Source organism: Proteiniclasticum aestuarii (assembly GCF_017368455.1).
In the GTDB taxonomy this organism is placed as follows: Bacteria; Bacillota; Clostridia; order Clostridiales; family Clostridiaceae; genus Proteiniclasticum; species Proteiniclasticum aestuarii.
Genome location: NZ_JAFNJU010000010.1, coordinates 48,673 through 73,986, shown reverse-complemented (window position 1 = coordinate 73,986; position 25,314 = coordinate 48,673). Strand labels below are relative to the sequence as shown.

The 25,314-nt window shown below is 45.4% G+C and carries 24 protein-coding genes and 1 pseudogene; 22 read left to right on the top strand and 3 right to left on the bottom strand.

Going from position 1 to position 25,314, the window contains the following annotated elements; genetic code table 11:
• Window positions 1–152: 152 nt before the first annotated feature.
• The gene (locus J3A84_RS12695) at window positions 153–629 is read left to right on the top strand and encodes an RNA polymerase sigma factor (RefSeq protein WP_207600411.1); all 477 of its coding nucleotides are present in this window, start codon (window positions 153–155) and stop codon (window positions 627–629) included.
• Window positions 619–1,803, top strand: a complete 1,185-nt coding sequence (locus tag J3A84_RS12690) for an anti sigma factor C-terminal domain-containing protein (protein WP_207600410.1) — start codon at window positions 619–621, stop codon at window positions 1,801–1,803. Before J3A84_RS12695 ends, J3A84_RS12690 begins: the two co-directional genes overlap by 11 nt.
• Before the next feature lie 115 nt (window positions 1,804–1,918).
• Here J3A84_RS12690 and J3A84_RS12685 read toward each other — a convergent pair whose 3' ends face one another.
• The gene (locus J3A84_RS12685; protein ID WP_207600409.1) at window positions 1,919–3,163 is read right to left on the bottom strand and encodes a helix-turn-helix domain-containing protein; all 1,245 of its coding nucleotides are present in this window, start codon (window positions 3,161–3,163) and stop codon (window positions 1,919–1,921) included.
• 220 nt (window positions 3,164–3,383) lie between these two features.
• Here J3A84_RS12685 and J3A84_RS12680 point away from each other — a divergent pair, with 220 nt between their 5' ends.
• The 3 genes from J3A84_RS12680 (at window position 3,384) to J3A84_RS12670 (ending at window position 7,891) form a co-directional block, all read left to right on the top strand.
• On the top strand, window positions 3,384–4,802 hold the full coding sequence (locus J3A84_RS12680) for an MFS transporter (RefSeq protein WP_207600408.1): 1,419 nt from the start codon (window positions 3,384–3,386) through the stop codon (window positions 4,800–4,802).
• Between the two features lie 106 nt (window positions 4,803–4,908).
• Window positions 4,909–7,146, top strand: a complete 2,238-nt coding sequence (locus tag J3A84_RS12675) for a glycoside hydrolase family 2 protein (RefSeq protein WP_207600407.1) — start codon at window positions 4,909–4,911, stop codon at window positions 7,144–7,146.
• Between the two features lie 235 nt (window positions 7,147–7,381).
• Window positions 7,382–7,891 carry a GNAT family N-acetyltransferase gene (locus J3A84_RS12670; protein ID WP_342590969.1) on the top strand — a complete coding sequence of 170 codons (510 nt, stop codon included), beginning with the start codon at window positions 7,382–7,384 and terminating at the stop codon, window positions 7,889–7,891.
• Between the two features lie 116 nt (window positions 7,892–8,007).
• Here J3A84_RS12670 and J3A84_RS12665 read toward each other — a convergent pair whose 3' ends face one another.
• Window positions 8,008–9,204: an L-lactate MFS transporter gene (locus J3A84_RS12665; RefSeq protein ID WP_207600406.1), complete on the bottom strand. Its 1,197-nt coding sequence runs from the start codon at window positions 9,202–9,204 to the stop codon at window positions 8,008–8,010.
• 501 nt (window positions 9,205–9,705) lie between these two features.
• Here J3A84_RS12665 and J3A84_RS12660 point away from each other — a divergent pair.
• From J3A84_RS12660 to J3A84_RS12625, 9 genes are all read left to right on the top strand, one after another.
• A complete protein-coding gene (locus J3A84_RS12660; RefSeq protein WP_207600405.1) occupies window positions 9,706–10,416 on the top strand; it encodes a DUF6199 family natural product biosynthesis protein in 711 nt (236 codons plus the stop codon).
• 278 nt (window positions 10,417–10,694) lie between these two features.
• Window positions 10,695–11,816: a GGDEF domain-containing protein gene (locus J3A84_RS12655; protein WP_242694229.1), complete on the top strand. Its 1,122-nt coding sequence runs from the start codon at window positions 10,695–10,697 to the stop codon at window positions 11,814–11,816.
• 66 nt (window positions 11,817–11,882) lie between these two features.
• Complete coding sequence (locus J3A84_RS12650; RefSeq protein WP_242694218.1) at window positions 11,883–12,779, top strand: carbon-nitrogen hydrolase family protein; 897 nt, start codon at window positions 11,883–11,885, stop codon at window positions 12,777–12,779.
• Between the two features lie 73 nt (window positions 12,780–12,852).
• Window positions 12,853–12,981 carry a hypothetical protein gene (locus J3A84_RS15425; RefSeq protein WP_281069642.1) on the top strand — a complete coding sequence of 43 codons (129 nt, stop codon included), beginning with the start codon at window positions 12,853–12,855 and terminating at the stop codon, window positions 12,979–12,981.
• Window positions 12,982–13,085: 104 nt separating this feature from the next.
• Window positions 13,086–13,865, top strand: a complete 780-nt coding sequence (locus tag J3A84_RS12645) for a class I SAM-dependent methyltransferase (protein ID WP_207600403.1) — start codon at window positions 13,086–13,088, stop codon at window positions 13,863–13,865.
• A 35-nt stretch (window positions 13,866–13,900) separates the two neighbouring features.
• Window positions 13,901–14,455, top strand: coding sequence for a DUF7010 family protein (locus J3A84_RS12640; RefSeq protein ID WP_207600483.1), 555 nt, complete (start codon window positions 13,901–13,903; stop codon window positions 14,453–14,455).
• A gap of 75 nt (window positions 14,456–14,530) precedes the next feature.
• Complete coding sequence (locus tag J3A84_RS12635) at window positions 14,531–15,319, top strand: SDR family oxidoreductase (protein WP_207600402.1); 789 nt, start codon at window positions 14,531–14,533, stop codon at window positions 15,317–15,319.
• A gap of 273 nt (window positions 15,320–15,592) precedes the next feature.
• Window positions 15,593–17,455, top strand: a complete 1,863-nt coding sequence (locus J3A84_RS12630; protein WP_207600401.1) for a glutamate synthase-related protein — start codon at window positions 15,593–15,595, stop codon at window positions 17,453–17,455.
• 129 nt (window positions 17,456–17,584) lie between these two features.
• Entirely contained in the window at window positions 17,585–18,430 is an 846-nt protein-coding gene (locus tag J3A84_RS12625) for a CPBP family intramembrane glutamic endopeptidase (RefSeq protein ID WP_207600400.1), read from the top strand.
• Window positions 18,431–18,550: 120 nt separating this feature from the next.
• Here J3A84_RS12625 and J3A84_RS12620 read toward each other — a convergent pair whose 3' ends face one another.
• Window positions 18,551–19,276 (bottom strand): sugar nucleotide-binding protein, encoded by a 726-nt coding sequence (locus tag J3A84_RS12620; protein WP_207600399.1) that lies wholly within the window; start codon window positions 19,274–19,276, stop codon window positions 18,551–18,553.
• Between the two features lie 242 nt (window positions 19,277–19,518).
• Here J3A84_RS12620 and J3A84_RS12615 point away from each other — a divergent pair, with 242 nt between their 5' ends.
• The 8 genes and pseudogenes from J3A84_RS12615 to J3A84_RS12580 all read left to right on the top strand — a co-directional run bounded on the left by J3A84_RS12615 (window position 19,519) and on the right by J3A84_RS12580 (window position 25,260).
• A complete protein-coding gene (locus J3A84_RS12615) occupies window positions 19,519–20,010 on the top strand; it encodes a sigma-70 family RNA polymerase sigma factor (protein WP_207600398.1) in 492 nt (163 codons plus the stop codon).
• On the top strand, window positions 20,007–20,966 hold the full coding sequence (locus tag J3A84_RS12610; RefSeq protein ID WP_207600397.1) for a zf-HC2 domain-containing protein: 960 nt from the start codon (window positions 20,007–20,009) through the stop codon (window positions 20,964–20,966). The genes J3A84_RS12615 and J3A84_RS12610 overlap by 4 nt, the downstream gene beginning before the upstream one ends.
• Window positions 20,967–21,267: 301 nt before the next feature.
• Entirely contained in the window at window positions 21,268–21,606 is a 339-nt protein-coding gene (locus J3A84_RS12605) for a hypothetical protein (protein ID WP_207600396.1), read from the top strand.
• A 233-nt stretch (window positions 21,607–21,839) separates the two neighbouring features.
• Window positions 21,840–22,277 carry a GNAT family N-acetyltransferase gene (locus tag J3A84_RS12600; RefSeq protein ID WP_207600395.1) on the top strand — a complete coding sequence of 146 codons (438 nt, stop codon included), beginning with the start codon at window positions 21,840–21,842 and terminating at the stop codon, window positions 22,275–22,277.
• A gap of 776 nt (window positions 22,278–23,053) precedes the next feature.
• Window positions 23,054–23,476, top strand: a pseudogene (locus J3A84_RS12595) (cupin domain-containing protein); the annotation flags it as partial.
• 237 nt (window positions 23,477–23,713) lie between these two features.
• A complete protein-coding gene (locus J3A84_RS12590; protein WP_207600393.1) occupies window positions 23,714–24,208 on the top strand; it encodes a GNAT family N-acetyltransferase in 495 nt (164 codons plus the stop codon).
• A 365-nt stretch (window positions 24,209–24,573) separates the two neighbouring features.
• Window positions 24,574–24,954, top strand: coding sequence for a metal-dependent transcriptional regulator (locus tag J3A84_RS12585; protein ID WP_207600392.1), 381 nt, complete (start codon window positions 24,574–24,576; stop codon window positions 24,952–24,954).
• 21 nt (window positions 24,955–24,975) lie between these two features.
• Window positions 24,976–25,260 (top strand): FeoA family protein, encoded by a 285-nt coding sequence (locus J3A84_RS12580; RefSeq protein ID WP_242694217.1) that lies wholly within the window; start codon window positions 24,976–24,978, stop codon window positions 25,258–25,260.
• Window positions 25,261–25,314: the final 54 nt, after the last annotated feature.

The window sequence follows — 25,314 nt, the reverse complement described above, 5'->3', positions numbered from 1 at the left end:
ATGGTTTGCTTGTTTATCTTCATCAGAAGATTTCACTAATGGACTCAGCATAGCAATTAAACTGAAAGAAGAAATTTTTACAAGTTCGTGTAACCAAATTCATTCTCATACGTATATACAGTGAAAGGGGTGTTGGAGTGCTTACTAATCAAATGGAAGAATTATACCGAAAGTACCATAAAGAAGTCTACCTCTATGCCTATTCACTATGTAAAGACCATCATAATGCGCAGGATCTGACCAGTAACACCTTTTTCAAAGCATATCTTTCCATTGATGATGTCAGTTATATCAAATACTGGCTGTTTAGAGTGTGCAGGAATCTGTATCTGGATTCTATCAGAAAGCAAAGGGAATACAGCAGAGAGGATATTTCAGGTAAAGTACAGTCCTCCGAGGTGGATATTTTGGATCAGATTATCGAAACAGACGAGAAGAGGCAGATCTATGATCTGGTGATCAGGCTTAGTGATTCCTACAGAGAGATTCTGATTCTCTATTATTACTGCGGGTTTTCCGTCAAGGATATCAGCAGTAATCACAGTATTTCAGAGAGTTCTGTAAAGACGACACTATATAGAGCCAGAAAGAAACTCAGAAGAGAATTGGAGGAAGGAAATGGATTATAAAGACTTACTAGAACGTTTTAGGGAAGGTAATGTAAGCAAAGAAGAAGAGGAGGTGATCCGAAAGGATATTGAAAAAGCTCAGGCGATCGAAGCATTTATAAGCGAAGAGCTGGAGAGAGAGCTGGATCTTTCACTCGAAGTGGCCGACAGTGAAAACCATGAGGAGGAAACCAGTAAGCTTAAAAAGAGTGTTAATAAACGACTGAGGAAAGTGGTGCTTAGTTCAGTACTGCTGGTTGTCGCGTTGTACATTACGATCTTTTACGGAATATCTCCATTGGTTGACTCGCTGTACTATAATCCTATGAAAACTTCTGTAGGGCAATCTGATCATGACATCAGTTTTGATGTGTATGCTATAACGGAGCTGAACAAACCAGGTCTGAGTCCGAGCACAGTCTATGTGGATCAGGAAGGATTCGGGAAGTATAATGTGATGTATTCCTATAGAGATGTGTTCACGGATGAAAACTATGACGTCAATCAGGTTTTACAACGCGGAGAAATTGAGAATTCTTACAGTGATCCGATATCGCAATCTTCTATGTTCATGGGAATCATGTATCCGAGTAATGACAATGACGCAGCGGTTAGCAAGGAGAAAGTGATGAATCATCTGATGCAGCTGAATCCCATTACCTATGTCTCGATGAGTATTCTGTTTGAAAAGGATCTGAGTATGGAGGAACTTTACAGGCTGGAAGAGAGCTATCCGGAGATTGAATTTGAATGGGCTGGAATAAGAACAGAATCCTCTGATCAGAGCAAAGAACTCATCGGGATAAGTCTCTTGAGCAGCAAGGTGAGTTCCCCACTTCTTGGTGATGAGAAAATATCTGAGAAATATCCTGCGTTTTTCATGCTGGATTGGCTGGTTCATCCTGTGAACAGAACAGAAGATACTTCGCTTATCGCACAAGCTTATGAAGAGCATTATAGAAGCCTTCTGCAGTATGCTATTGAAAGGAAAGATGCCATAGGTGTTATGGAATACAGAGAGGGAAAAACTGATTTCTATGAAGCTGCGTTGGATTATGCTGATAATCAGGGCATAGAAACCTATGGTGTCCTTGTATATGGAGAAGCAGAAGATCTGCTGCTGCTAGTAGAAGATGAATCTGTAAGAAGCCTGGAATTTAATCAGGCATCGGTTTCCAGAAAGAATATAAAATAAATGTTGGAAAATTTGGCAGTGATTCAATAACATGCAGATACCCAGTACTGAGCATAGAGAACTGGGTATCCGCATGTTTATAAGGATAATCCATGTTGTTGATCGATGAAGTTTCCTAGGAGGGCATCCCGTCTGCATCATGCTGCCGGCTGCGCCTGTATTCAAGAGGTGTGGTACCGGAATACCGCTTGAAGGTCTTTGTGAAATAGTTTGCGTCGGGAAATCCGCAGAACTGGGCTATGGTCTGAATCTGAAGTGCGGTGCTTCTAAGAAGGTATTCCGCCTGTCGGACTCTTCTTCTGTTGATGTATTCGGTCAACGTCTTTCCCGTTTCTTTCCTGAACAGAGCAGAAAGGTAACCAGATGAAATATTCTGCAGGGAAGCCAGTGAATGAAGGGTCAAATTACCAGCAAGGTTTGATTCAATGCATACCAGGGTTTTTCGTATGGGAAGAGAATAGTCTATCATGGAATGCTTGTTTACAAGTCTGCAGTAGTCTGAAATCATCTCTTTCATCATCTTGTATGCAGTGGTCTGGGAGGATATGAGCTCAATTCTTCTTGCGAAATCTGAAGAGACCTGATCAAGATATACCGGGTGGACAGAGCCACGCTCTGCCGCTTTTCGCATGAGGGTATTCATGATGATGCAGTAGTTCTTCATATTTCGAATGGGATCGGCCACCCGATGCTTCAATGCCAGTTCACTGAAGTTTGAGAGCATCAGCTCCGCTTTATGGGTCAGTCCGAAGGTGACCGCACTTAAAAGCTCATTCTCGTATGCATACCTCTTCTCCATATCTTCCATGGTCAGAAGAGTCTGCTCCATCGGGAGGAGTTCTTCTTCTGGTGATAATGGATGAGGGGAGATGTCCTTTTCTGTTACATCCACAATTCTGTAGGCGCGACTGCTGCCCCACAGCACTTCTGCCAGAGTGTTCATGACGGAAAAGAGAAAACTGTCGTCCGCTAGGACAGGGATACTGCCATAGTACACTTCAATTTCGCTGAAAAGCTGAGGTGAAATGCTGAATCTCTCTGCTTCGTGCAAGAGATCTTCATAGGAAAGCTGCCTTGATATATAAGGACCGATGAGAAGCACGGTTTCTGATTCTCCAGGTAGAATCAGATGAAGATAGTTGCAGAAATATCTGTCCGTGAGCTTGTAGATGGTTCTTGTCTCCCCTTCAAAAGGCTTTCTGAGGAAGGTGGATACATATTCCGCCTGAAGGCTGAAAAATCTTCGCACGCCAAAGTCGATCTGCCGATCTGGAGCTTTGTCTTTTTCGAGTTCCAGGACCTGCAGATTCATTTTTTCCAGTATGGTTCTGCAAAACTTTAATTCCTTTTCATACCACATGTGGATCTCCTTAATTCACTGAAAGCTTCATCTTCCAGATTATACTAGTTCCATCTTAACGTAATGGTCTTATTTTCATCAAGCGGTAATATGAAAATCATACTAAAAGACCTTAATATTATACTCACGGAAATCGTTTACCCTTGGTAGAATGTAAAAGAAGTGCAGATATACCGGTGACATGCTCTAATTAATATTCTGGAGAATTGGGGGAATTAGTATGAAAAAGGAAGTCCAGCTCGATGAAAGAGGCCATCGCAGATTCGGAATACGAGACAGCCTGGCCTATGCGGCAGGAGATTTCGGGTGCAACATGAGTTTTGCCTTGAAGGGCACCATGGCTCTTTTCTGGACACAGTTTATGCAGATGGATTCCATACTGTATGCCACGCTTCTGATCATTGTACAGATCTGGGACGCCATCAACGATCCGCTCATCGGGTCCATTATCGATGCGGATCAGCGTAAGTACAAGCGTAACAAGTTCGTGTCGTATATCTTTGTGGGATCTATCGGACTGATAGTGGGGGGAGCCCTGGTCTTCATTCCATGGCCAGGAGCACCGAAAGCCGCGAAAATCATCATTTTCGTCTGCGGCTATGTTCTATGGGATGCATTCTATACCATTGCCAATGTGCCTTATGGCTCTTTGCTATCCCTTATATCCAAAGAACCCGCGGATCGTGCATCACTTTCCGCATGGCGCTCTGTTGGATCTCTTCTAGGAAACATGCTCCCAATGGCCATCCTGCCATTTCTGATCTTCGACAGCAGCAACAACATCATCGGTGAGAGAGTTTTCCTTGTGGCACTGCTTATGGGCGTACTTGGATTTGCAGCATTCCAGTTCATGATCAGAAACACCGAAGTGCGAGTGGAAGAAGCCGTTCGCATCAATGAGGAAAAGAAAAAGTTCAACGTGGTAAAAGCCATGGGCAACTTTCTCCGAAACAGGCCTGCTGTGGGTGCCACCGTGGCAGCCATGGGAATGTTCATCGGAATGCAGGGTGCCATGACGGCTGTGCAGGTTCTGTTCCAGTCATACTTTGAAAATGTACAGATCTTTGGCGTGGTACAGATTTTCTCGATGCTGCCCATCATTCTTTTCACACCACTGGCAAGAAAAATGGTGGTGCGATTCGGAAAAAAAGAGCTGTCTGTAGCGGGATCACTCTTCAGCATTTTTGCAGGTCTTGCTCTTCTGATCCTGCCGATCACACCAGATGCAACAGGTCTGATGATCTATGTCGTGTGCATGCTGATTTTCAGCCTTGGACTTGGCATCTATTCCACCGTATCCTGGGCTCTCATGGGAGATGCCATAGACTACAACGAGTGGAAAAATGGCGTGCGGGAAGAAGGAGTCACCTATTCGCTTCATTCTTTCTTCCGTAAGCTTGCCCAAGGCATCGGGCCGGCTCTGACCCTGGTCATCATGGTCGGACTTGGCTATGTGGAGGCGAACAAGGGAAACCAGACCTTCGATGTGGCCCTTAGAATGCGGTATCTGGTGGCATGGATGTACTTTGCAAGTGCTGCCATGCAGTTCATCGGTCTTGGGCTGATCTATAATCTGGATAAGAAAAGACTGGCCAAGATGAATGAAGAACTGGAAGAAAGAAGGACACAGTCAGCCTAAAATAGAGAAAACGAATCTATGCAGATCAATCAGTGAAAAGGGAATCAGGTCTACATGAGGGCTGCCTCCCTTTTCCCATTATATGAAAACCAAGGAGGACAGATTTTTGAGAGAAATAGTAAACTTCAACAGCAAATGGGCTTTTACCAAGCAGGCGGATGCAGTACCGGAGACTCTTCCGTTGAACTGGGACTGGGTCAATCTGCCACATACCTGGAATGCTATTGACGGACAGGATGGGGGAAACGATTATTACAGAAACACCTGCTACTATGCCAAGTCATTTGATAAGATGGACCTGCCTGAAACCGATCGATACTATCTGGAGATTCAAGGAGCGAACGCTTCCGCCGATGTGTATCTGAATGGGAAGCATCTGGCACACCATGATGGAGGATACTCCACCTTCAGAGTGAACATCACAGAGGCTCTCGAAAGATATAATCTCATGGTCATTGCGGTGGATAATGCTGCCAATGACAGAGTGTATCCACAGATGGCCGACTTTACCTTCTATGGGGGGCTCTATCGGGATGTGCAGATCATCTGCACCCGTGAATCCCACTTTGATCTGGACTATTTCGGCGGCCCTGGACTGAAGGTGACACCTGAAATCATTGGAAAGAATGCCTCAGTGGAACTGGAAACCTGGGTCACAGGATTTGCGGAGAATCAGAGCATTGTCTACGCAGTCCATGATGCTGAGGGAAAGGAAGTCGCTAAGACACAAAGCAGAGATCTGAAGAGGATACTTGAGATTGAAGATGTGCATCTCTGGCATGGCAGAAAGGATCCCTATCTATATACAGCTAAAGTTCAGCTGCTGGAAGGAGAGAGGATCATCGATGAAGTGCATGCACGTTTCGGATGCAGGACCTTTGAAATCGATGCGGAAAGAGGATTCATCCTCAATGGCGAAGAGTATCCGCTGAGAGGGGTATCCAGACACCAGGACCGTCAGGGGTATGGCAATGCCCTGCTGAAAGAACATCATGAAGAGGACATGGAGCTGATCTGTGAAGTGGGGGCAACCACCATAAGACTTGCTCATTATCAGCATGATCAGTATTTCTATGATCTCTGTGATGAAAAGGGCATGGTGGTATGGGCGGAAATCCCCTACATTTCACAGCATATGCCAACAGCGAGAGAAAACACCATCACACAGATGAAGGAGCTCATTGTGCAGAACTACAACCACCCTTCCATTGTGGTCTGGGGACTGTCCAACGAGATCAGCATGAAGGGGGATACAGACCCGGATCTTCTGGAAAATCATCATATTCTTAATCAGCTGTGTCATGACATGGACAAGACCCGTCCTACGGTCATTGCGGCGGTTTCACCTTGCCCCATGGACAGTCCTTACGTGAAAATCCCGGATGTGGTTTCCTACAATCACTACTTCGGGTGGTATGGTGGAGAGGTTTCCATGAATGGACCCTGGTTTGACGATTTCCACAGAAAGCATCCGGAAATACCCATCGGATGCTCCGAGTATGGATGCGAGGCGCTCAACTGGCATAGCTCCGATCCGGTGCAGGGAGACTATACCGAAGAATATCAGGCCTACTACCATGAAGAACTCATCAAGCAGCTCTTCACAAGACCTTACATCTGGGCTACCCATGTCTGGAATATGTTTGACTTCGGTGCGGATGCGAGAAGTGAAGGAGGAGAGAACGGTCAGAATCATAAAGGGCTTGTGACCTTTGACAGAAAGTACAAGAAGGATGCCTTCTATGCCTACAAGGCATGGCTCTCCGATGAACCTTTTGTCCACCTCTGTGGAAAGCGATACATCAACCGGGCAGAGGACATCACAAAGATTACGGTCTATTCCAATCAGCCTGAAGTGGAACTCTTTGCAGATGGAGTTTCTCTTGGGAAGAAGAAGGGAAACCACTTCTTCTACTTCGAGGTTCCGAATGAGGGAGAGACTCATCTTACAGCGGTTTCAGGAGAGCTGAAGGATGAAAGCAGAATCAGAAAGGTGGCGGAATTTGACGAGCGCTATCGCATGAAGGAGAAAAATGCCATTCTCAACTGGTTTGATATCACTGCGCCGGAAGGATATTTCTCGCTGAATGATAAGATCGGGGATATTCTGAAGACTGCAGAGGGAACTGCACTCTTCATGGGCATGTTCCAAGCACTGCTTCCGAAAGAAGGCGATAAAGTGGCAGGCGGATTTGAAATGAATGACACCATGATGAGCATGCTGGGCGGATTCACCGTTCTGAGATTAAGTGGGATGATCGGTATGATGGGTGTCAATCTCACCAAGGAAGACCTTTTGAATCTGAACAGTGCACTGAATAAGATCAGAAAAAACAAGAACTGATCACAGAATAATGGATAAGATTCCATCGGATAGAGTGGAGTCCTATCCTTTCCATTTTGTGTTTGAGCAAAATGTGATGAGAAAGTCCAAGGAATCAATTGAGGGGGTCAGTACTGCTTTTTATAGCCACTCTCCTTTGTGTATGTGATAATGAATGTAACAGTTGCATATTTAATACTTGAGGAACCATACACTATAAATAGGATTTATTCTGAAGGAAAATGGGAGGATTGTTGTGCAGAACATAGAACTAGTAAGAGTAAGAAAAGAAGACCGGGAGATTCTGGCGAATCTTCTGGAGAAGCATCTCTATGAGTTTTCTCAGTGGGATCTGAAAGAGGTGAATCCACTGGGCTTGTATGGGTATCAGTATCTGGACTATTACTTTACAGAAGAGAACAGATGGGCATACTTCATTATGGTGGAGGAAAACCTTGCAGGATTCGTCATGGTCATCACCCTGCCGGAAGTTCATGACCGGGAGACGGATTTTCAGATGGCTGAGTTTTTCCTATTGCACAAATACCGGAGAAAGGGGATTGGCTATGAAGCATTCAGGCGCGCTGCGGATATGCATAGAGGGAAATGGCAGCTGAAGCTGCATCCGGGTAATATTCCTTCCGTGCACTTCTGGGAGAAGAGCATATCGCGTCTGACAGAAGGGGACTATGAACTTGTGAAAGCCTATCCTGGAACGGATTATGAGGATGGAACCCCCGGGGATGTCTATTTCTTTGAAAGCTGATCAGGATGAAGATGAGCGCAGCCATGAGGTCCGAATAGGAAGATGAACGTACACATAGAAGCAGCCCTATTCTCCTTGGCAGGAGAATAGGGCTGCTTCTTTTAGGCAAAGCTTTATCAGATGATCTTTCGGATCTTCTCCTTTGCCGCTGCATTTTTTTCGCGGAGCAGAAAGGATAGTCCCAGTCCCACGGCTGCACAGAAGGTGGAAATGATAAAAGTGTTGGTGTAGTTTCCGGCAGCGGACTTCAGGAGTACCCCGGCAAGGGCTGCCAGTCCATAGGCCTGATACATGATACCGTAATTGGAACCGTATCTGAATCTGCCGAAGGCCTGGTTGGTATAGATGGGAAAGAGTGTCAGGAAACCTCCGAATCCAATGGCAACACCCATGACGCCCAGATAGAACATGATTCTGTTCTCCGCCAGAAAACTGAGAAGCAAGAGTGAAACGACGGTAATGGAGAAGATGATTCTCAGCACAGAGAGGGTGCCGATCTTATCGGACAGCGCACCGGAAACCAGTCTGCTTCCTGCATTGGATATGGCCAGGATGGAGATGATGCCTGCAGCGATGCCTGATTCGAGTCCTGCCACCTCAATGCCGATGTTTTTCGCAGAACCCAGAATCAGGAGCCCGGGAATGCATGCAAGGAAATACATGAGAAACAGGATCCGGAATCTGGATGTTTTCACCATTTCACCTGTGGTGAAATCCCCTTCTTCCTTTTCGGTCTTCTGCTTCTCAAATCCTTCCGGATTGTTTGTGAGGAGAGCTCCCATGAGAATCAGTACGAAGGAGAGGATGCCCAGATTGAAGAATGCGCCCGATACTGTGGAACCCTCAAGAAAGCTGGAAATCACTTCCTTGAACAGGATGCTTCCACCGCCGAATATGGAAACGGAAAGACCGGTGATGGTTCCCTTGTTCTGAGGGAACCATTTGACCAGTGTGGAGAGAGGACATACATAAACAAATCCTACTCCTGCTCCAGTGAGTATGCCATAGGTCAGATAGAGCATTTGCGGAGTCTTGGCAAATGAGGAAAGAATCAGGCCGCCTCCATAGAGGATCGCTCCGATGAGAAGGGCGGGGCGTGGGCCTTTACGGTCCACGATTCTACCTGAAAAAAACGTGCTGAAGGCAAAGGTGAATACGGAAATGGAATAGGTGAGCAGAACCTCTTCTTCGCCCCATCCTCTTTCACTCTGAATCGCGATGCCGAAGATGCTCCATGCATAGAGGGCGGCGATGGTCAGTTGAGCAAGAAGTGCTCCGAAAAGCACAAGATATCTGTTTCTGATTGTAATCATGAAGATTTCCTCCCGGATTTCGGTTATTACTTATAAGGTTCCAAAAAAGCCTGATGGAAGAGTATTTCTAAAAGCTTAGAAGATCACACCTCAGTGTTCATTATAGGATTCCTGTGAGCGTGCTTCCAATATTTTTTCTGATATTATCATCAAAATTTAAGAAGAGCAATCTTTTTGTGAGGAGTCTCCAGCGGTTCATTTTGACACTGCCGGATCAGCAAATGGATACAGGTGTGACCTGGTGGTGCTTCCGGCCAATGGAGAGCCACAATTTCATAGAGAATTAGGTGCCACAGAATAGGATGAACTGTGATGAAAATCCGATGTTTCAGGATGAAGGCTGGCTGAAATATCGATGAAGCTGAGAATAGGGAATACAGAATAGTAAAATATTGTTATAATATTCTTACTACGAAAAATTAATTTGGATTGATAAATCAATAATATGAGTATATTAAGGTGTAATATAATGAAACAGAAAATCTGAAAGGTGGAGGATCCATGAACACAACAGGAAATGATGACTATATGAAGAGGCGAATGAACTGGTTAGGTGCTGCGGTTTTACTGCTGCTGTTTCTGAATATCCTGCTGGGATTTTTCGCCTATCGGAAAGACACTTCCTTCAAGGTGGAGGATACCCGATTTCATCTGGTGTCCAGAGAGGAGGGGGATAGGGTCTTTAAAGATCAGGATGGAGAACTCCTGACAGTGATTATTGAAGAGCCAGACAAGAATCAGGTTTCCTTTGCGACGCGATATACAGTGGAATACGGTGAGAAAGAGTTCAGGGTGGAATCGGATGATTTCTTCGAGAAAGGATACCGCATTTCGGAAAATGGCGAAGAGGTCTATGTGGAAGCCATCTCCGAAAGCCGCTGGTTTGAAAGCGATGAAGGAATCGCAACAAGAAATCATGGCAGAATGGAAGATCTGCCCTTTGATGTGCAGATGATTTATGGTCTGGAGGATGCCGTTTCCTCCATGGGAGACAGTATGGTGGAAGCCAATGTAGTCATCGTGCTGATTCTGCTGCTTCTTTCTGCTCTCGGTGTTTTTCTGATCCTCTTTCCTGAACTGGCATGGAAATTGGAGCATTTTCTGTGGGTGGAAGGCGGAGAGCCTTCAGAACTGTATCTGAGTGTGCACCGAATGGCAGGCGGACTGATTCTTTTCCTGGTTTTAGGGATGCATCTTGCCAGGGTACTGTAGCATCCGATAATAGAAATGGTAAATCCGGAAACCTCTTCAGAGGGATTCCGGATTTGATCTTTGTCCAGATGCTATAAAATTCCACTGAGGCCAATTTTCTGAATTGACTGAGAATAAAGTTGCATATATAATGAGCTTATTATTGAAATGAATACCATAGCAGAAGAGGCTCCTGCATCTAGTACAGTGTAAGATATCGCAGCACTTTATTGATAAATTATTATCATTAACTGTAATGAGTCACAACAAAAATATGAGCATCTGGAGGTTCTGATTTGATGTACGCTGCCACCTACTTCATAGACATCGCTGCGCTGACTATTCTCATGGGACTGCTGCGGTCAAGTACTGCGGTCCATCCTGGAAGAAAGAGACCTTTTGCGGCAGGAATCATCCTTACCGTCCTCATACTATCAGCAGAGGCGGTAACCATCGCAGCTGGAGAAGATCATCTCGATCTGCGTACGCTGAACCTGCTGGCAAATGTCATAGGGTTTGCGCTGACGCCTCTGATTCCCATCGTGATTTCACTGATTTTTGACCGAGGCATACTTAAAGTCCATAGGCTGATCCTGGTTCCCACCATGCTGAATATCATGGCAGCCTTATTGTCACCTCTATTTGGTATTCTCTTTCAGATCAATGAGAGCAACCAGTACTCCAGAGGCGATTTTTTCTTTCTTTTCATCACCGCATATGCATTCAATTTCATGATCCTTGTGGTCAGAACTCTGGACATGGGGAAAACCTACAACTATCCAATTGTGAAGAAGCTGATGGCACTTTCCGTCTTCACCATACTGGGCACCAGCATCCAGCTGGTGGTGCCGTCAGCCTATTCTTCCTGGCACAGTGTGACACTGGCACTGGGGCTCTATTTCCTGCTGCTTTCTGAATTTGACACCAGTTTTGATACGCTGACCGGCCTGTATAATCGGTCATCCTTTGACAAGGCGGTGACGGAGCTTAGAAAGCCCAGTGCCTTTTCCGTGATCATCCTGGACATCAATGAGTTTAAAAATGTCAATGACACCTATGGGCATGACTATGGAGATAAGGTCATTCAAGCTGTAGCTTCTGTTGTGAAAGCATCCTTTTCGAAGGATTTCACCTGCTATCGATATGGAGGAGATGAGTTCTCCATACTAAGCAGAGAAACAGACCCTGATCAGATAGAAACACAACTGAAAACCATGACCATAGCGCTAAACGATGTCCGTGAAAACGGGATGGCTCTGCCTACGGTATCCTATGGATACAGCATTTTTCAGGGAGGAGAAGATCTGAACGTCTACAAAGCACTGAAGGAAGCCGATGAAGAGATGTATCGCTACAAGAAAGTGCATAAGGCTAAAGCTGCAAAGGAGAAGAAATACTGCGATGCTGTGAATGAAGCATAAAGAATACTAAGAGACAGAACAGGAAGCATCCTTAAAACACTGCATGACAACAGGGAGGAGATACAGTTGGAAAAGAAACAGACGGATATTCTTCTGAAGATCGCTTTACTTCAGATTCTGCCTACAGGATCCCAGGCGGGAAATCTTCAGAAAGGAATGGATTATGCGCGAAGAGCCAAACAGGCTGGAGCCGATATCGCCCTCTTTCCTGAAATGTGGAGCAGCGGATATGAGATTCCGAAAGATCCGGATCTTATGAAAAAGACTTCTGTACCCCTTGATGGAGAATTTACGAAGGCTTTCAGAGAACTCGCCGGAGAACTTTCCATGGCCATCGGCATCACCTTTCTGGAGGAGTATGAGCCGCTGCCAAGAAACACCATAACGCTCTATGACCGATTCGGAGAAAAAGTCTACAGCTATGCGAAAGTGCATACCTGCGATTTCGGAGAGGAGTGCAGGTTGATGCCTGGAGAGGATTTTCCTGTGGCGGACCTTGATACGGAAAAGGGGAATGTGAAGGTGGGGTCTATGATCTGCTATGATCGGGAGTTTCCTGAAAGTGCAAGGATCCTGATGCTGAAAGGTGCCGAGCTTCTTCTGGTGCCCAATGCCTGTCCTATGGAAATCAATCGGCTGGCCCAGCTGCGTGGCCGCGCCTATGAAAACATGGTGGGCATAGCCACCTGCAACTATCCGTCAGGAAAACCGGACTGCAACGGTCATTCCACGATATTTGACGGTGTAGCCTATGTTCCTCAGCTTGCCAGCTCCAGAGACACCTGTATCCTGGAAGCAGGAGAGGAAGAGGGAATCTATACGGCAGAGCTGAATCTTACGCAGCTGAGAAAGTACCGTGAACAGGAAGTTCATGGAAATGCCTACAGAAGACCTTCAGCTTATACGCTGCTGACCTGTGAAGAGGTCACAGCGCCCTTCATCAGAGAGAACCATAGAAGGTAGAGGCTTCCATCAAAAAGCGAACTTTCCTAGGTGAGTATTGATATGCGCGCTACAGATAACAAAGGAGGGAAAAATGTCCATGAAATCACTTGAATCATCAGAAAAGAAAATGGTGATCACTGGAATACTGCTGCTGGTTCTGATCAATGTTGCTGCTTCTCTGATTCTGACAAGAAATGCAAACAGGAGGAAAGTCAGCTGATGCTGCACAGAAGATCGACCTGAGCAACTGTTTTCCGAAAGACAATGAAATGCTTTCGTGTAGAATCGGGAAGCACTTATGTACGCTGAGGAGAGGTGAGAAATTTGAGCAACTGGAAAAAGACAATCAAGGAAAGCAGAGCCCGCTGGGAGCAAAATGCGGATTTCTGGGATGAAAAGATGGGAGAACATTCCAACAGATTTCACAGGGAAATCGTGAGACCCTCTACCGAAAAGCTCCTCGCCATCAGAAGTCAGGAGCGGATTCTGGATGTGGCCTGCGGCAATGGAAACTTTTCCAGAAGACTGGCAGAACTGGGCGCTGAAGTTACGGCCTTTGACTACAGTGAAAATCTGATCAGAAATGCCAGAAAGAGATGCGAAGCCTATGGAAACCGTATTGATTTCAGAGTCATGGATGCCACAGATTTCAATGCACTCATGAAACTGGGTGAAGGCTCCTATGACAAGGCCGTAGCCAACATGGCCCTGATGGATATTGCGGATATCAAACCGCTCCTCCATGGGATATACGGACTGCTGAAACCACAGGGCGTGTTTGTTTTCTCCATCATGCATCCCTGTTTTCAGACACCTGGCATGAGAAAAGTCATGGATTCGGAAGATCAGGGCAGCGGGGGGAAGAAAAGAAGCGGAGTTCAGGTTTTCCGCTACAGGACACCAGAATGCTATGAAGGCTATGCCATAGAAGGGCAGCCTGTACTGCAGTATTACTACCACAGACCCTTGTCGGATATCCTCCATCAGAGTTTTGAAGCCGGGTTTGTGCTGGATGCAATGGAAGAACCCTGCTTTTCTGGGGAAGAGAAGGAATGGATAGAAATTCCTCCTGCAATGATTCTCAGACTCCGGAAACCATGCTGAAAATGATCAATCAGAATGAAAGGAAAACGGATTATATGAATTTAGACGAAAAGCGAAAGGATTCCTCAGTAAAACAGAAGAAAGGACTACACTTCATTCTGGCCTCCGTGGTTCTATGGAGTGCTGTCCTTGCGGTGCACCTTACAGGACTGCCCATACTCACAAAAAATCTGCTGACGTTTTTCATCACTGCGCCGCTGATGCCCCTGGCCTATCTCATCGCCAAAGTGATCAGGGTGGACTTTTCCAACAAAAGCAATCCTCTGACCTCTTTAGGGGTGCTGTTCTCAGCGAACCAGATGCTGTATCTACTTATCGCCATGTGGGTATATCCTACAGTGCCCGAGAAAATGGTCATGGTTCTCGCCATGATCTTTGGTGCGCACCTGCTGCCTTATGGATGGTTGTATCAGTCTAAAAGCTACTATTTCTTTTCAGTTCTCATTCCGATTCTGATTCTCTTTCTTGGTATCCGTTTTCCACCGTATATGGTAGCGGGCTCCATGCTTGTCATTGAGATTCTTTTCAGTCTCTCGCTGGCTTATGAAGTCAGAGGATTATCCAGAATACAGGATGAGCGAGGGATATAATATAAGAAACGGCATGGAAGAGGAAACAGGATGGGTTCTGTGAAAGGAAGCAGGAAGAATCAGGGAGGATGAAAAATGAAGAGTATCGTCATCACGGGAAGTACCCGTGGCATCGGTTATCATATGGCAGTGGAGTTTCTGAAGAAGGGATGCCGCGTCACGCTGTCCGGAAGGGGAGAAGAGCTGAAGGATGAATCGCGGATCAGGCTGAAGGACTTTGAAGGGAAATATATGTATGTTTCCTGCAACGTTCAGATGAAAGAGGAGCTTCAGAATCTCTGGGACCGATCCGTCGAAAAGTGGGGAACAGTGGATATCTGGATCAATAATGCAGGTCAGAATACACCCCATGTCTTCGCCTGGGAAACAGAGGAGAGCTACACGGAAAACATCATAAGCACCAATCTGACTGGCATGATCTATGGGGCCCAGGTGGCAGCCGGAGAAATGATCAGGCAGGGGCATGGCAGCATCTACAGCATGGAAGGGCTTGGTTCCAACAACATGATTCAGGAAAAGACCATTCTCTATGGCACAACGAAGCATGCCCTGACATATTTCATGAAAGGGCTGGCCAAAGAACTGGAAGGAACAGGAGTCCTGGCAGGGCGTCTGTCTCCCGGTATGATGCTGACGGATTTCATCACCAGAATGCCGGATGGAGGCACTGCAGAGCTCATGGCCAATGAGAAGTTTAAAAGAATCTTCAATATCCTGGCGGACAAGCCGGAAACGGTGGCGAAGTTTCTTGTGCCCGGCATGCTGAAGAACAGAAAGAATGATGCCCAGATTGCCTGGCTTACACGCAGAAAAGCGGCATGGCGTTTCATGACCGCACCACTGAGAAAAGGAAGGCTGGTTTAGCATGAAGAAATAAAGAACTTCTTCTTAAGCAACTTCTTCTGAAGAAATCAGTGCTATGCATGAACAGATATTGATTCAAGAAAAATAAGCCTTCAATTGGTATTCAGTATATTGAGGTTTTCAAATAACATCATTCAGTATGGCCCAAACATGATTATTGAGACATTAGGGTGCATGCTGGAAAGGACAAGTGAAGAGTGTGCATGGATCCACCGACACATGGAACTGTTAGCGGGCTATTCAATCAGGGAATACTAAAAGCATGAGGAGAGGATGATCAGAATGAACAGAGAAGCCATCATGAGGATTGCAGGAAATGGGCCTTTTGTTGCAGAGGAACTCCGTCATATCGTGAAGTCAACTGGACGTCCTGTTAAGATACACAGAAAATCAACTGCACTGTGTCGCTGTGGAAAGTCCGACACGAAACCGTTCTGTGATGGAACCCATGGAAGAATCGGATTCGACGATGCGAAAAGTCCGGACCGGGTGAAGAGAAAACTGGAATCCTATGTGGGAAAAGAAATCATCATCCACGATGATCGGGGAATATGCAGTCATGCCGGTTTCTGTACAGAAGGACTACCGGAGGTGTTCAGAATGAAGGAGGAACCCTGGATTGTCCCAGATGCGGAGTCCATGGAAAAAATCATAGCGACCATAGAGAAATGTCCTTCAGGTGCACTGAGCTATTCAGTGGATGGTGTGAAGCACGATGATTTTTACAGCGAAAAAGAAGTAGTGATCACAGAAGATGGTCCCTATCATGTCAGGGGCGGAATCGAGCTCCTGTCGGAGGAGAAACCACAGACGGTGAACCATTATGCCTTGTGCAGATGTGGTCATTCCATGAATAAACCTTTCTGCAGCGGAGAACACTGGTATGAGAAGTTCAGGGATGAAGGACTGATCAGTGAGAAGATGAACAGAGCGTGCGTTGAGAGAGAAGTTTTTGATAACAAGATGGATACGATCACGAACCTTTCGGAAACAGGAAGAAGTGAAGACTCATCCATGAGAACACTGGAGAGTTTTCCGGATTGGAAGACCATTCTCTTCAGGGGAGCTCAGTTGGAGCCCATGCCTTATAATGCGGATATAGACGTGAACATGAAGACAGTGATTGGAAGAAATGCGCGAAAACCGCTTACGCTATCGATTCCATTTTATGTTTCACATATGTCTTTCGGGGCCATATCCCGTGAAGCGAAAATCGCTTTAGCCAAAGGGTCGACGTTGGTTGATACAGCCATGTGTTCCGGTGAAGGCGGAATGCTTCCTGAATCCAGAAGCGCAGCGCGGAAGTATATTTATGAACTTGGCACTGCACCGTTCTCTCACAATGAGGAAGCAATCAGAATGGCTGATGCGGTGGAGCTGAAAATCGGACAAGCAGTGAAGCCGGGCCTTGGCGGACATCTTCCAGCACATAAGATTACAGAAGAAATAGCGAAGATCAGAAATCTTGAAGAAGGAGAAGACTCCGTTTCTCCCGGACGATTCCATGGTGTGGATACCATTTCCGATCTTGTGGAAAAAGTATCCCGCATACGGGAAATCACTGGTGGGGTACCGGTTGGCATCAAGATCGCCGCAGCACATATCGAGCAGGATCTTGATATGGCACTGAGAGCCGAACCGGACTTCATAACCATTGACTGCAGAGGGGGAGCAACAGGCTCTGCTCCGAAATTTCTGAAAGATAACGTTGGGATTCCACCGATTTTCGCCATCAGAAGAGCCAGAAAATATCTCGATCAGAAAGGGTCTCCAGTAACACTCTGTGTCACTGGAGGATTCAGAGATTCCTCTGACATCGCCAAAGCATTGGCGCTTGGTGCAGATGCAGTAGCCCTTGCTACAGCATCCCTGATTTCTGTAGGATGTCTACAGTCAAGAGTCTGTCATACGGGTCTATGTCCGGCAGGTATTGCAACACAGGACAAAAACTTAAGGGCTCTCTTTGACGAAGAGAGGGCACTCCATCAGTTCAGAAACTTCTACGAAGGAACGAAAAAAGAGCTGGCAGTATTTGCCAGGGCCAATGGAAAAACGGATATTCATGATCTGGGGATGGAAGATGTTTACACCATAAGCAATGAGGTGTCAATGAATACGGATATCAGGCATGTGTAGATATTGCTGGAACTGTTTTTGATTATTTCCATATAGTGAATCTACAGTGTTTGATCAGTTATGATCAGAACGTCATATGCTGCTGATGAGAATATATCAATACAGAAATCATAAAGAGGAGTGAATCCTATGTGGAGGATGAACAGAAAAACGAAACTGTATCTCATTATTGCCTTTGCATGGACATGGATCGGATGGGGAGGCGCCTATATGCTCAGTGAGAGAGCAGGCCTGGTTCTTTCTACGGAAAGTACCCTGCTCACCTTGTTCACAGAGTTTCTGGGCACAGAAGCCTTTGCTCCCCAGCTGATCTTTGCACTGGCTGTATATGGTCCTTTCGTGGGATTTCTAACGGTTTCCGGTTTCAGAAGTCTCAATGGAAGAGCGGATAAGAGAAAGAATCTCTGGCCTTATATTTTTCTCATTCCTGTGATTTCGGTACTGCCGGCAGTGATCTTCAGCCTGCTTACGTCCTTCTATGATCTGAAAGGACAGAGCATCGGCACTGCATTTAGCGCAGTGTGGATGTACTTTCTGTTTAATATCATCACCAGTGGAACGGAAGAATTCGGATGGAGAGGATTTCTATACCCTGAAATGAAGGCAGAAGGCATGTCCTTCTGGGACATTGCGTGGAAGGGAGGCTTCGTCTGGGCGCTGTGGCATTTTCCGCTTCTATTCATTCTGTATCTGCCTGCAGGAGCCGCTGTTCTGATTCCATCACTCATCGGCTTTACAGCATCCATCGTGGCCATGAACTATATCACGAACTTTCTCTATGAAGCCATGGACAGCATCTTGGCCGTGATCCTTCTCCATGGACTGAATAACACCATGAGTTTCCTTCTTGTCCTTCTGTTTCCAGGTACGCCCTTCACCCTTCTGACCAGTCTCATGGCATGGGTTTTTGTGTGGTGGATTGAAAAGAAGCATGGGGATCTCATAAAGGCAGTAAACGGAAAGCCTGATTCCTGAAAAAGCAACAGAGAAAGAATTTCAGGAATCACTTGATGAAGAATCTAGGCAAGTTAAAAAGACTGGGATGCTTGATCTCAGTCTTTTTCAGATGTTCACTGTTCTCAGATGGTGATGGCGTCAGAAGAGTTCTGGTATTTCGACTCGAGGGTCAGCCATCCTGTCATCTCTCTTGAAGGAAACTGTCTCCCTGATGTTCCAAGGGGCATGGTGCTTTGTCTTCAGAAATTCTGCGATTTCGAAGAAGGAGTATTTTCTGTTTGAATTGACGAGATAGGTTCCTGGCATATAGGTCAGGGCAGCCTGTGCGATGACTTCAGATGTGTCTTCCAGAAAACTGCAGGATGGAAACCATCTGGAGCTTGCTTCAATGAAGCCATGTTCCTTCTGGGCCTTTGCCAGAAAATCCACCATGTGATTGGACCCTTCCTCAGATCCGATCTGCCAGCCCAGCCTGAGGATGATGGAGTCCGGGTTCCAGACTCTTGCAGTTTCTTCGCAGGCAATCTTGTATCTGCCGTATTCTTCTTCCGCATCGGGCACACTCTCCGGATCATAAGGACCGCTTCCTTTTTCGGAGAAGACGGATACGGAGCTTGTGAAAAGGAGCTTCACACCAAGCTCCTTTGTCGCCTTGGCAATGAATTCCAGCCACTTCACCGGTCCTGTGGCGATGTGGAAGAAAAGATCAGGCTGGGTTGTTCTTATGAAATCAGATATGCTTTTCTGGTTGTCCGTGCTGACTTCACTGCGGTCCCAGATGATGACTTCGATGTTTCTCTTCTCGAGCTCCGTATATACATAGGGGGCTACGGTTCCGTTCATTCCTGTGATGATCGCTTTCATGATTTTCTCCTTTCATAGAGCTGGATGATTATGAATATAATTATAGCAGAATCAGATCAGATGAAACTGGCTATACTTTTCTGAGGTATCTGAGTCAGAGAGGATTTCGTAGAAGGCATCTATCTAGGGTAGTGCCTTAGAATCGGGTATAATGATTGAGAACGGCTGCAGAATTTAAATTAATTTCTGATATTCTGTAACGAAACAGGATTATGTGACACATATTAGTAGGAGGTGAGTCGGTGAAGGATCTGGAAAAACTCTATCGGGACTATTTCGAAACCGTATATAAGTATCTGTTCTCCATTACAGGAAGTGCAGACCTGTCTGAAGAACTGACACAGGAAACCTTCTATCAGGCCATGAAGACCTATGACAGTTTCAGAGGAGACGCTAAAGTGTCCGTATGGCTCTGTCAGATTGCAAAGCACCTCTGGTATAAGGAGTACAAGAGATCAAGCAGTCACACATCAGATTCTCTGGAGGATCTCTCTGATCTCATCCCATCAGAAAGCTCTGTGGAGCAGAAGGTTGTGGAAAGCGATGCGAAACTGAAGATGTATCAGAAACTGCAGAAGTTGGATGAAAAGACAAGAGAAGTGATGTACCTGAGGCTCACAGGAGAGCTGAGCTTTCGGGAAATCGGGGAGATACTGGAAAAGAACGAGACCTGGGCACGGGTCACCTTCTATCGAGGGAAGCAGAAAATCATGAGGGAGGAGGAAAAAGAATGAGGAAGGATATTACGTGCAGCATCGTGCAGGATCTTTTGCCAAGCTATATAGAACATCTCACCAGTGAAGAGACCGATCTTTTGGTGACAGAACATCTGGAAACCTGCGGGGAATGCAGAAGCATTCATGAAGCCATGGTGGAGGAAGTCACTGAAGTGGAGAAAGCCCCCAAGGCGGAGCTGAAATTCTTCAGGAAAATAAGAAAGACGAAGCTCATCGCTGCGGGAATCAGTATCCTTCTGACGCTGATTCTGACCTATGTGGTCTACGCCATGGAGTTCAGCTATGCGCTGGATAAAACAGAGCTGGCTTTGGCTGTGACGGAATTCACAGCACCATTTAAGCAGCCTGTGGAGGCCTATGCTCTGGAAACCTATTCCATCGGAAGAGATCTTTTCGTTTCCTTCAAGGACCGGGATCAGGAGTCTATCAATGGCATAGCACAGTTCGTGAAAGGATGGAACAACAGGTACAGAATCCTAAGGGTGCAGATTAGGCCATCGGAATACTCTTCTGTGGTGCAGCATTACCCCATTGAAAGCGGGAAGGAGCGATACATTGCAGTCAGCGGATACAATCTCTCTGAGGAGATCGCGCAGTATGGACTGGACTACTCCGCCTATACAATGCCAGGGGATCTGTCAGATCACAGGATCCGAATTCCAGTGAAGTTTGATAAAGAAAATCTGCAGTTTCTCCATGTCTACGAAGAAGATGAACTGCTGGAGATTGTGAGGAGTTCTCAGGAAATCACGATCCATAATCCTCGTCTTACTGGAAGTTCCTTCTATGATGAGGAAGGGAATGAAATCACAAAAAACTTCAGGCTGGCTGAGGAAGACATTCAGCAGGGCGGATATGGCGGCGGAAAGGCGGAACTGTTCATGCTCTATGTATTCATGGGCATCATAGCAGGATTCGGGGTCATCATGGTAAGGTATTTTCTGACAGATTGATCTGTCATGCGAACAGATCCATAGACGAGCATGAAGCGCTGCATCGGAAGCAGGATTTTCGATGCAGCGCTTTCCTTGAGACTGGAATAGATAACGTTTTCTCTTCCTGTGATACAGGAATTCAAGAGGATGTTATGACATGCCGTTTCGACGAAAGGTAGTTCAGAATCTCATAAGAACTGATGTATGGATGAGCAGCTTCCATGCAGATTTATTGAATAAAGCGATGATTCATCTCCTGTAGAGATGCTATACTGAAAGAAAAAGCGAGATTCTCTTGAGGATCTGAAAGGAAGTCAACATGACAAAAAGAATGAGAACAGCATTGATCGGTGGTGCACTTCTGGGTGTAGTCTGTGTCATAGGAGCCTATATAAGGTCGGGCTCCAGTGCTTCTCCTGGCTTTGTCTTTTCTCTCTGGTACAACAGAGTGATCATTGGCCTTATCGTTGGCGCTCCTTGGCCTGTAACCACGAGAGTGAAGGCGCTTCTTCGTGGGGGCGTGCTGGGACTGCTTGTTTCCTTTGCTTTCTACAGTTCAATAGGGTTTGAAGATCCTGTGAGTTTCACTGCAGGCATCATTTATGGAGTCATTCTTGAGTGGTGGCTCAGCAGAACAAAGGATACGAAAATAGTTTAGAAGTCAAAGCATTTCAGGAAATATGAAATTTTAAGGGGCTTTTTTGATGAAAGAGTCAGAAAGTTAAAGGAATATCAGACAAACGGTTTTATTTGTCAGAATAATTGAATTTTCATTAATAACATATGTCGTTAATATTACATCGATATAATGAATTATTCCTGCAATCATGCTATCCTAGAGGTAGTGAAGCACTTTACACGATTGTGAAGATGATGGAGGAATGTTAGAAAATGAACAAAATCAGAAAGTTTGATGAAAAGATGACGGATGATGTATTGCGGATCTGGCTGGATGTCAACCAGGAAGCTCATGATTTCATTCCTTGCAGTTACTGGGAAAAGAGTATCAGGAACATGAAGAAGGAATTATCCGATCTTAACATTTATGTCTATGAATCCAACGGAGTGGTGAAGGGATTCGTCAAGATGACCAAAGACAACCATATCTTAGGTGTCTACGTGGACAGACCATATAGAAGAGAAGGAATCGGCAGCAAGCTGCTCATGAAATGCAAGGAAGAACGAGAGAAACTTACGCTCGAAGTATATCTGAAGAATGAAAATGCACTGGAGTTCTATAAGAAGCATGGGTTCCGGCACTACAGACATCAGGTGGACCTGCGAACCATAGAACGGGAATTTGTCATGAAATGGAGTAATCGGAACTAATCAAAAACACCCCTGTAAAAACCTGTTGTTTTTACAGGGGTGTTTTTGATTTCGATGATTTTAATAACGATTCTCTATCTACCTATACAGAGTATCCCGTTGAATCCATAACAGTACATCCTAGAGAAACACGAGGCTGAGAAAGGGTAAAGATGCTGAAATACCTGGAACTGTAGTATTCAAAACTATGGAGAGTTTCCAGGCATCCTGGCTTGGAAGAAAAGTCATCATGTATATTGTAAATATATCTTCTTTCCTTCCTGTCTTCACCTCTGATCTATCGGAAAAAGAATAACGCTAGGACTACCCCCCTGCACAGCTTAAAGCTGTGCAGGGGGGTATCTGATTTAGACTTCAGAAGTGATGTTTACAGGAATAGAAGAGATTATTCATACAAAATTTACCTCTAGACCCTTTGAGTTCACTCAGGTTTCACACTGAAAAAAGGAAGAACATGAAATGAATCAATATCTGTGATGAGCTGAATTCAGTGGATACAGAGATTCTTAGACAGATGATCATCAGAAGCAGCTGCGCTATGATGCTGGATATACCCCCAGGTAGTATGTTTCGGTTATTCCAGGTGGTGTGGTATAATGAATATATGTTAAGTTTCAATCAATGCTTCATAAAAAAGTCAGAATATATACGAAGTCATGTAGGTATTCATGACAGGCATTTCTCCTGATTCCCTGTTACCACAGAGAAAACGGATGTTGGAAAGAGCTGTAGTTTTGAGTGAACGAATATAAATGATGAATCAAGGAGGAAATATTATGGAATTAAAGGACTATGGTGCCAATCCACTGGTGATCAACATCGAGGATGCAACAAAGGACAATAAGAATTACAGAACAGCCCTATGGACAGGAAAGAATCTTCAGGTGACTCTCATGAGTATTGAGGTGGGAGAGGATATCGGACTGGAAGTGCATCATGACATCGACCAGTTCCTGAGAATTGAAGAAGGCAAAGGCCTGGTTCAAATGGGGGACAGCGAAGACAATCTGGATTTCGAGAAACATGCAGAAGATGATGACGCCATCATGGTACCAGCTGGTAAATGGCATAATCTGACCAATGAGGGAGACAAACCTCTTAAGGTATACTCCATCTATGCCCCTGCAGAACATCCACATGGAACCGTGCATAAGACCAGAGCAGAAGGCATGGCTGCAGAAGAAGAGCACGACCACTAAGAGCTGAAATAGGACTATAAAGACGTGACGAGGGCATTCGATGAGAATCTCTCGTCACGTTTTGCGTAAAGGTGATGCCTGAAAAGCCTATGCCAAAAGCCGAGAAGGGATGGACACCCTCCTGTGAATCTGTCCTTGCCGCATTGTAAAGGCACACTTTAAACATATTTCTATGCTTTAATCAGCGTATAGGACCCGAGAAGGATGAAACTGTGTAAATTGAAGAAGGGGAAGAAAATGGAGAATTTCAGCATACGTAAAGCAGTCTGGGAAGACCTGGACGGCATCCTGAAGATCAAGAATGAAGCCCACCGACTGTATGTGGAGGAGCGTCCCGATGTCTACAGGGAAAGCGAAATCTTATACACAGAAGGGTTTCTGAAGAGTTTTTTCAGACATGATCGAAAGGTGATCTTAGTGGCGCTCACGAATGATGAAATCATAGCCTATGGTTTCATTGAATGCATGAAGGTCAATCTGCCGATGATGGTGGAAAGGCAATATGCCTATATCCATGATTTTGCCGTATCCGAAAAGCACAGAGAGCAGGGGGTTGCGACCAGGCTTCTTGCCTATATCGAAGAATATGCTTCGGGAAATGGAGCCTCCAGAATTGAACTTGCGGTCCATCTGTTCAGCAAAGAAGCCATTGGACTTTATGAAAAATTCGGATTCACTCCACGAGCGCTCAGAATGGAGAAGGAACTGGATGAAAAGAAGAAGCGGGAGTAGGTTCAGAAGCTGCAGTTTTGAAGTAATACGACAGAAGAAAAATATTCGAGTGAAAAGCGATAGAACATCAGGAGGCATCAGACACGAAGCCTCCCGGTGTTCTTCTGCGTTACCTTGCCGATGAACTGGACTCCTTTTTCGGATTTCAAATTCATGAAAATAAACTGAATTTGGCATCGGATCAGTAACAGGAACTGTGTTTTTCAGTAAATTAATATAAAACCATCAGAAAATCTGATTAAATCACTCTGAAATAAGAATGACAGAGATTATTTTTGTTGACAATAATATAACGAAACATTAAACTGAATGTGTTAGCTTAAGCAAACTTTTCAAGGTCTGATGGAATCAGGAGAGGGATCAAGATGAAACTTACAGAATCTACAGAAATGTATCTGGCGACCATCATGCTTCTGGAAGAGGAGCACGAATCTGCCAAAGTAGTGGAGATTGCCGACATATTAGGGGTCACAAAGCCCAGTGTCAGTAAAGCCATGAAGCAGCTTCTGGAGGAAGGATACATCGATAAGGAACTGTATGGACACATCACCTTGACGGATCTGGGCAGACAGGCTGCGGAGAAAGTGGTCCATAAAAGAAGGCTCATCATTTCCTATCTTCAGCATTCCCTTGGACTAAGTAGGGAAGAAGCATCCAGAAATGCATGCCGCATGGAACATGTCATATCGGATGAAATGCTCGAAGGAATCAGAACCTATCTCAAAGACCAGAAGTTGCATTCTTAAGCAGGGTAAGGGGGAAAGAAAATGGAATTCACATTTGTCAGCAGGTTTTTCAGGACGAAGAGCCGATCCATGGATCATTCTGCACCAGAAGAAAGAAACCTTACTGTTTCCAGAGTCAATGAAACTTCTGTGATCAGAGGCATCCGAACAGAGGATGCGGAAATGCGGAAATTTCTTTTCACGCTGGGATGCTATGAGGGAGAAGAAATCACCGTCATATCACGCCTTGCGGACAACTATGTTGTACATATCAAGGGAGCCAGATACAGTATCGATAGTGAACTGGCAAGATCCATCCTCATCTGAGGAGAATCTGCCTTTATTTTTACTTGAAAGTTAGCTATAACTAACTTTAATAAA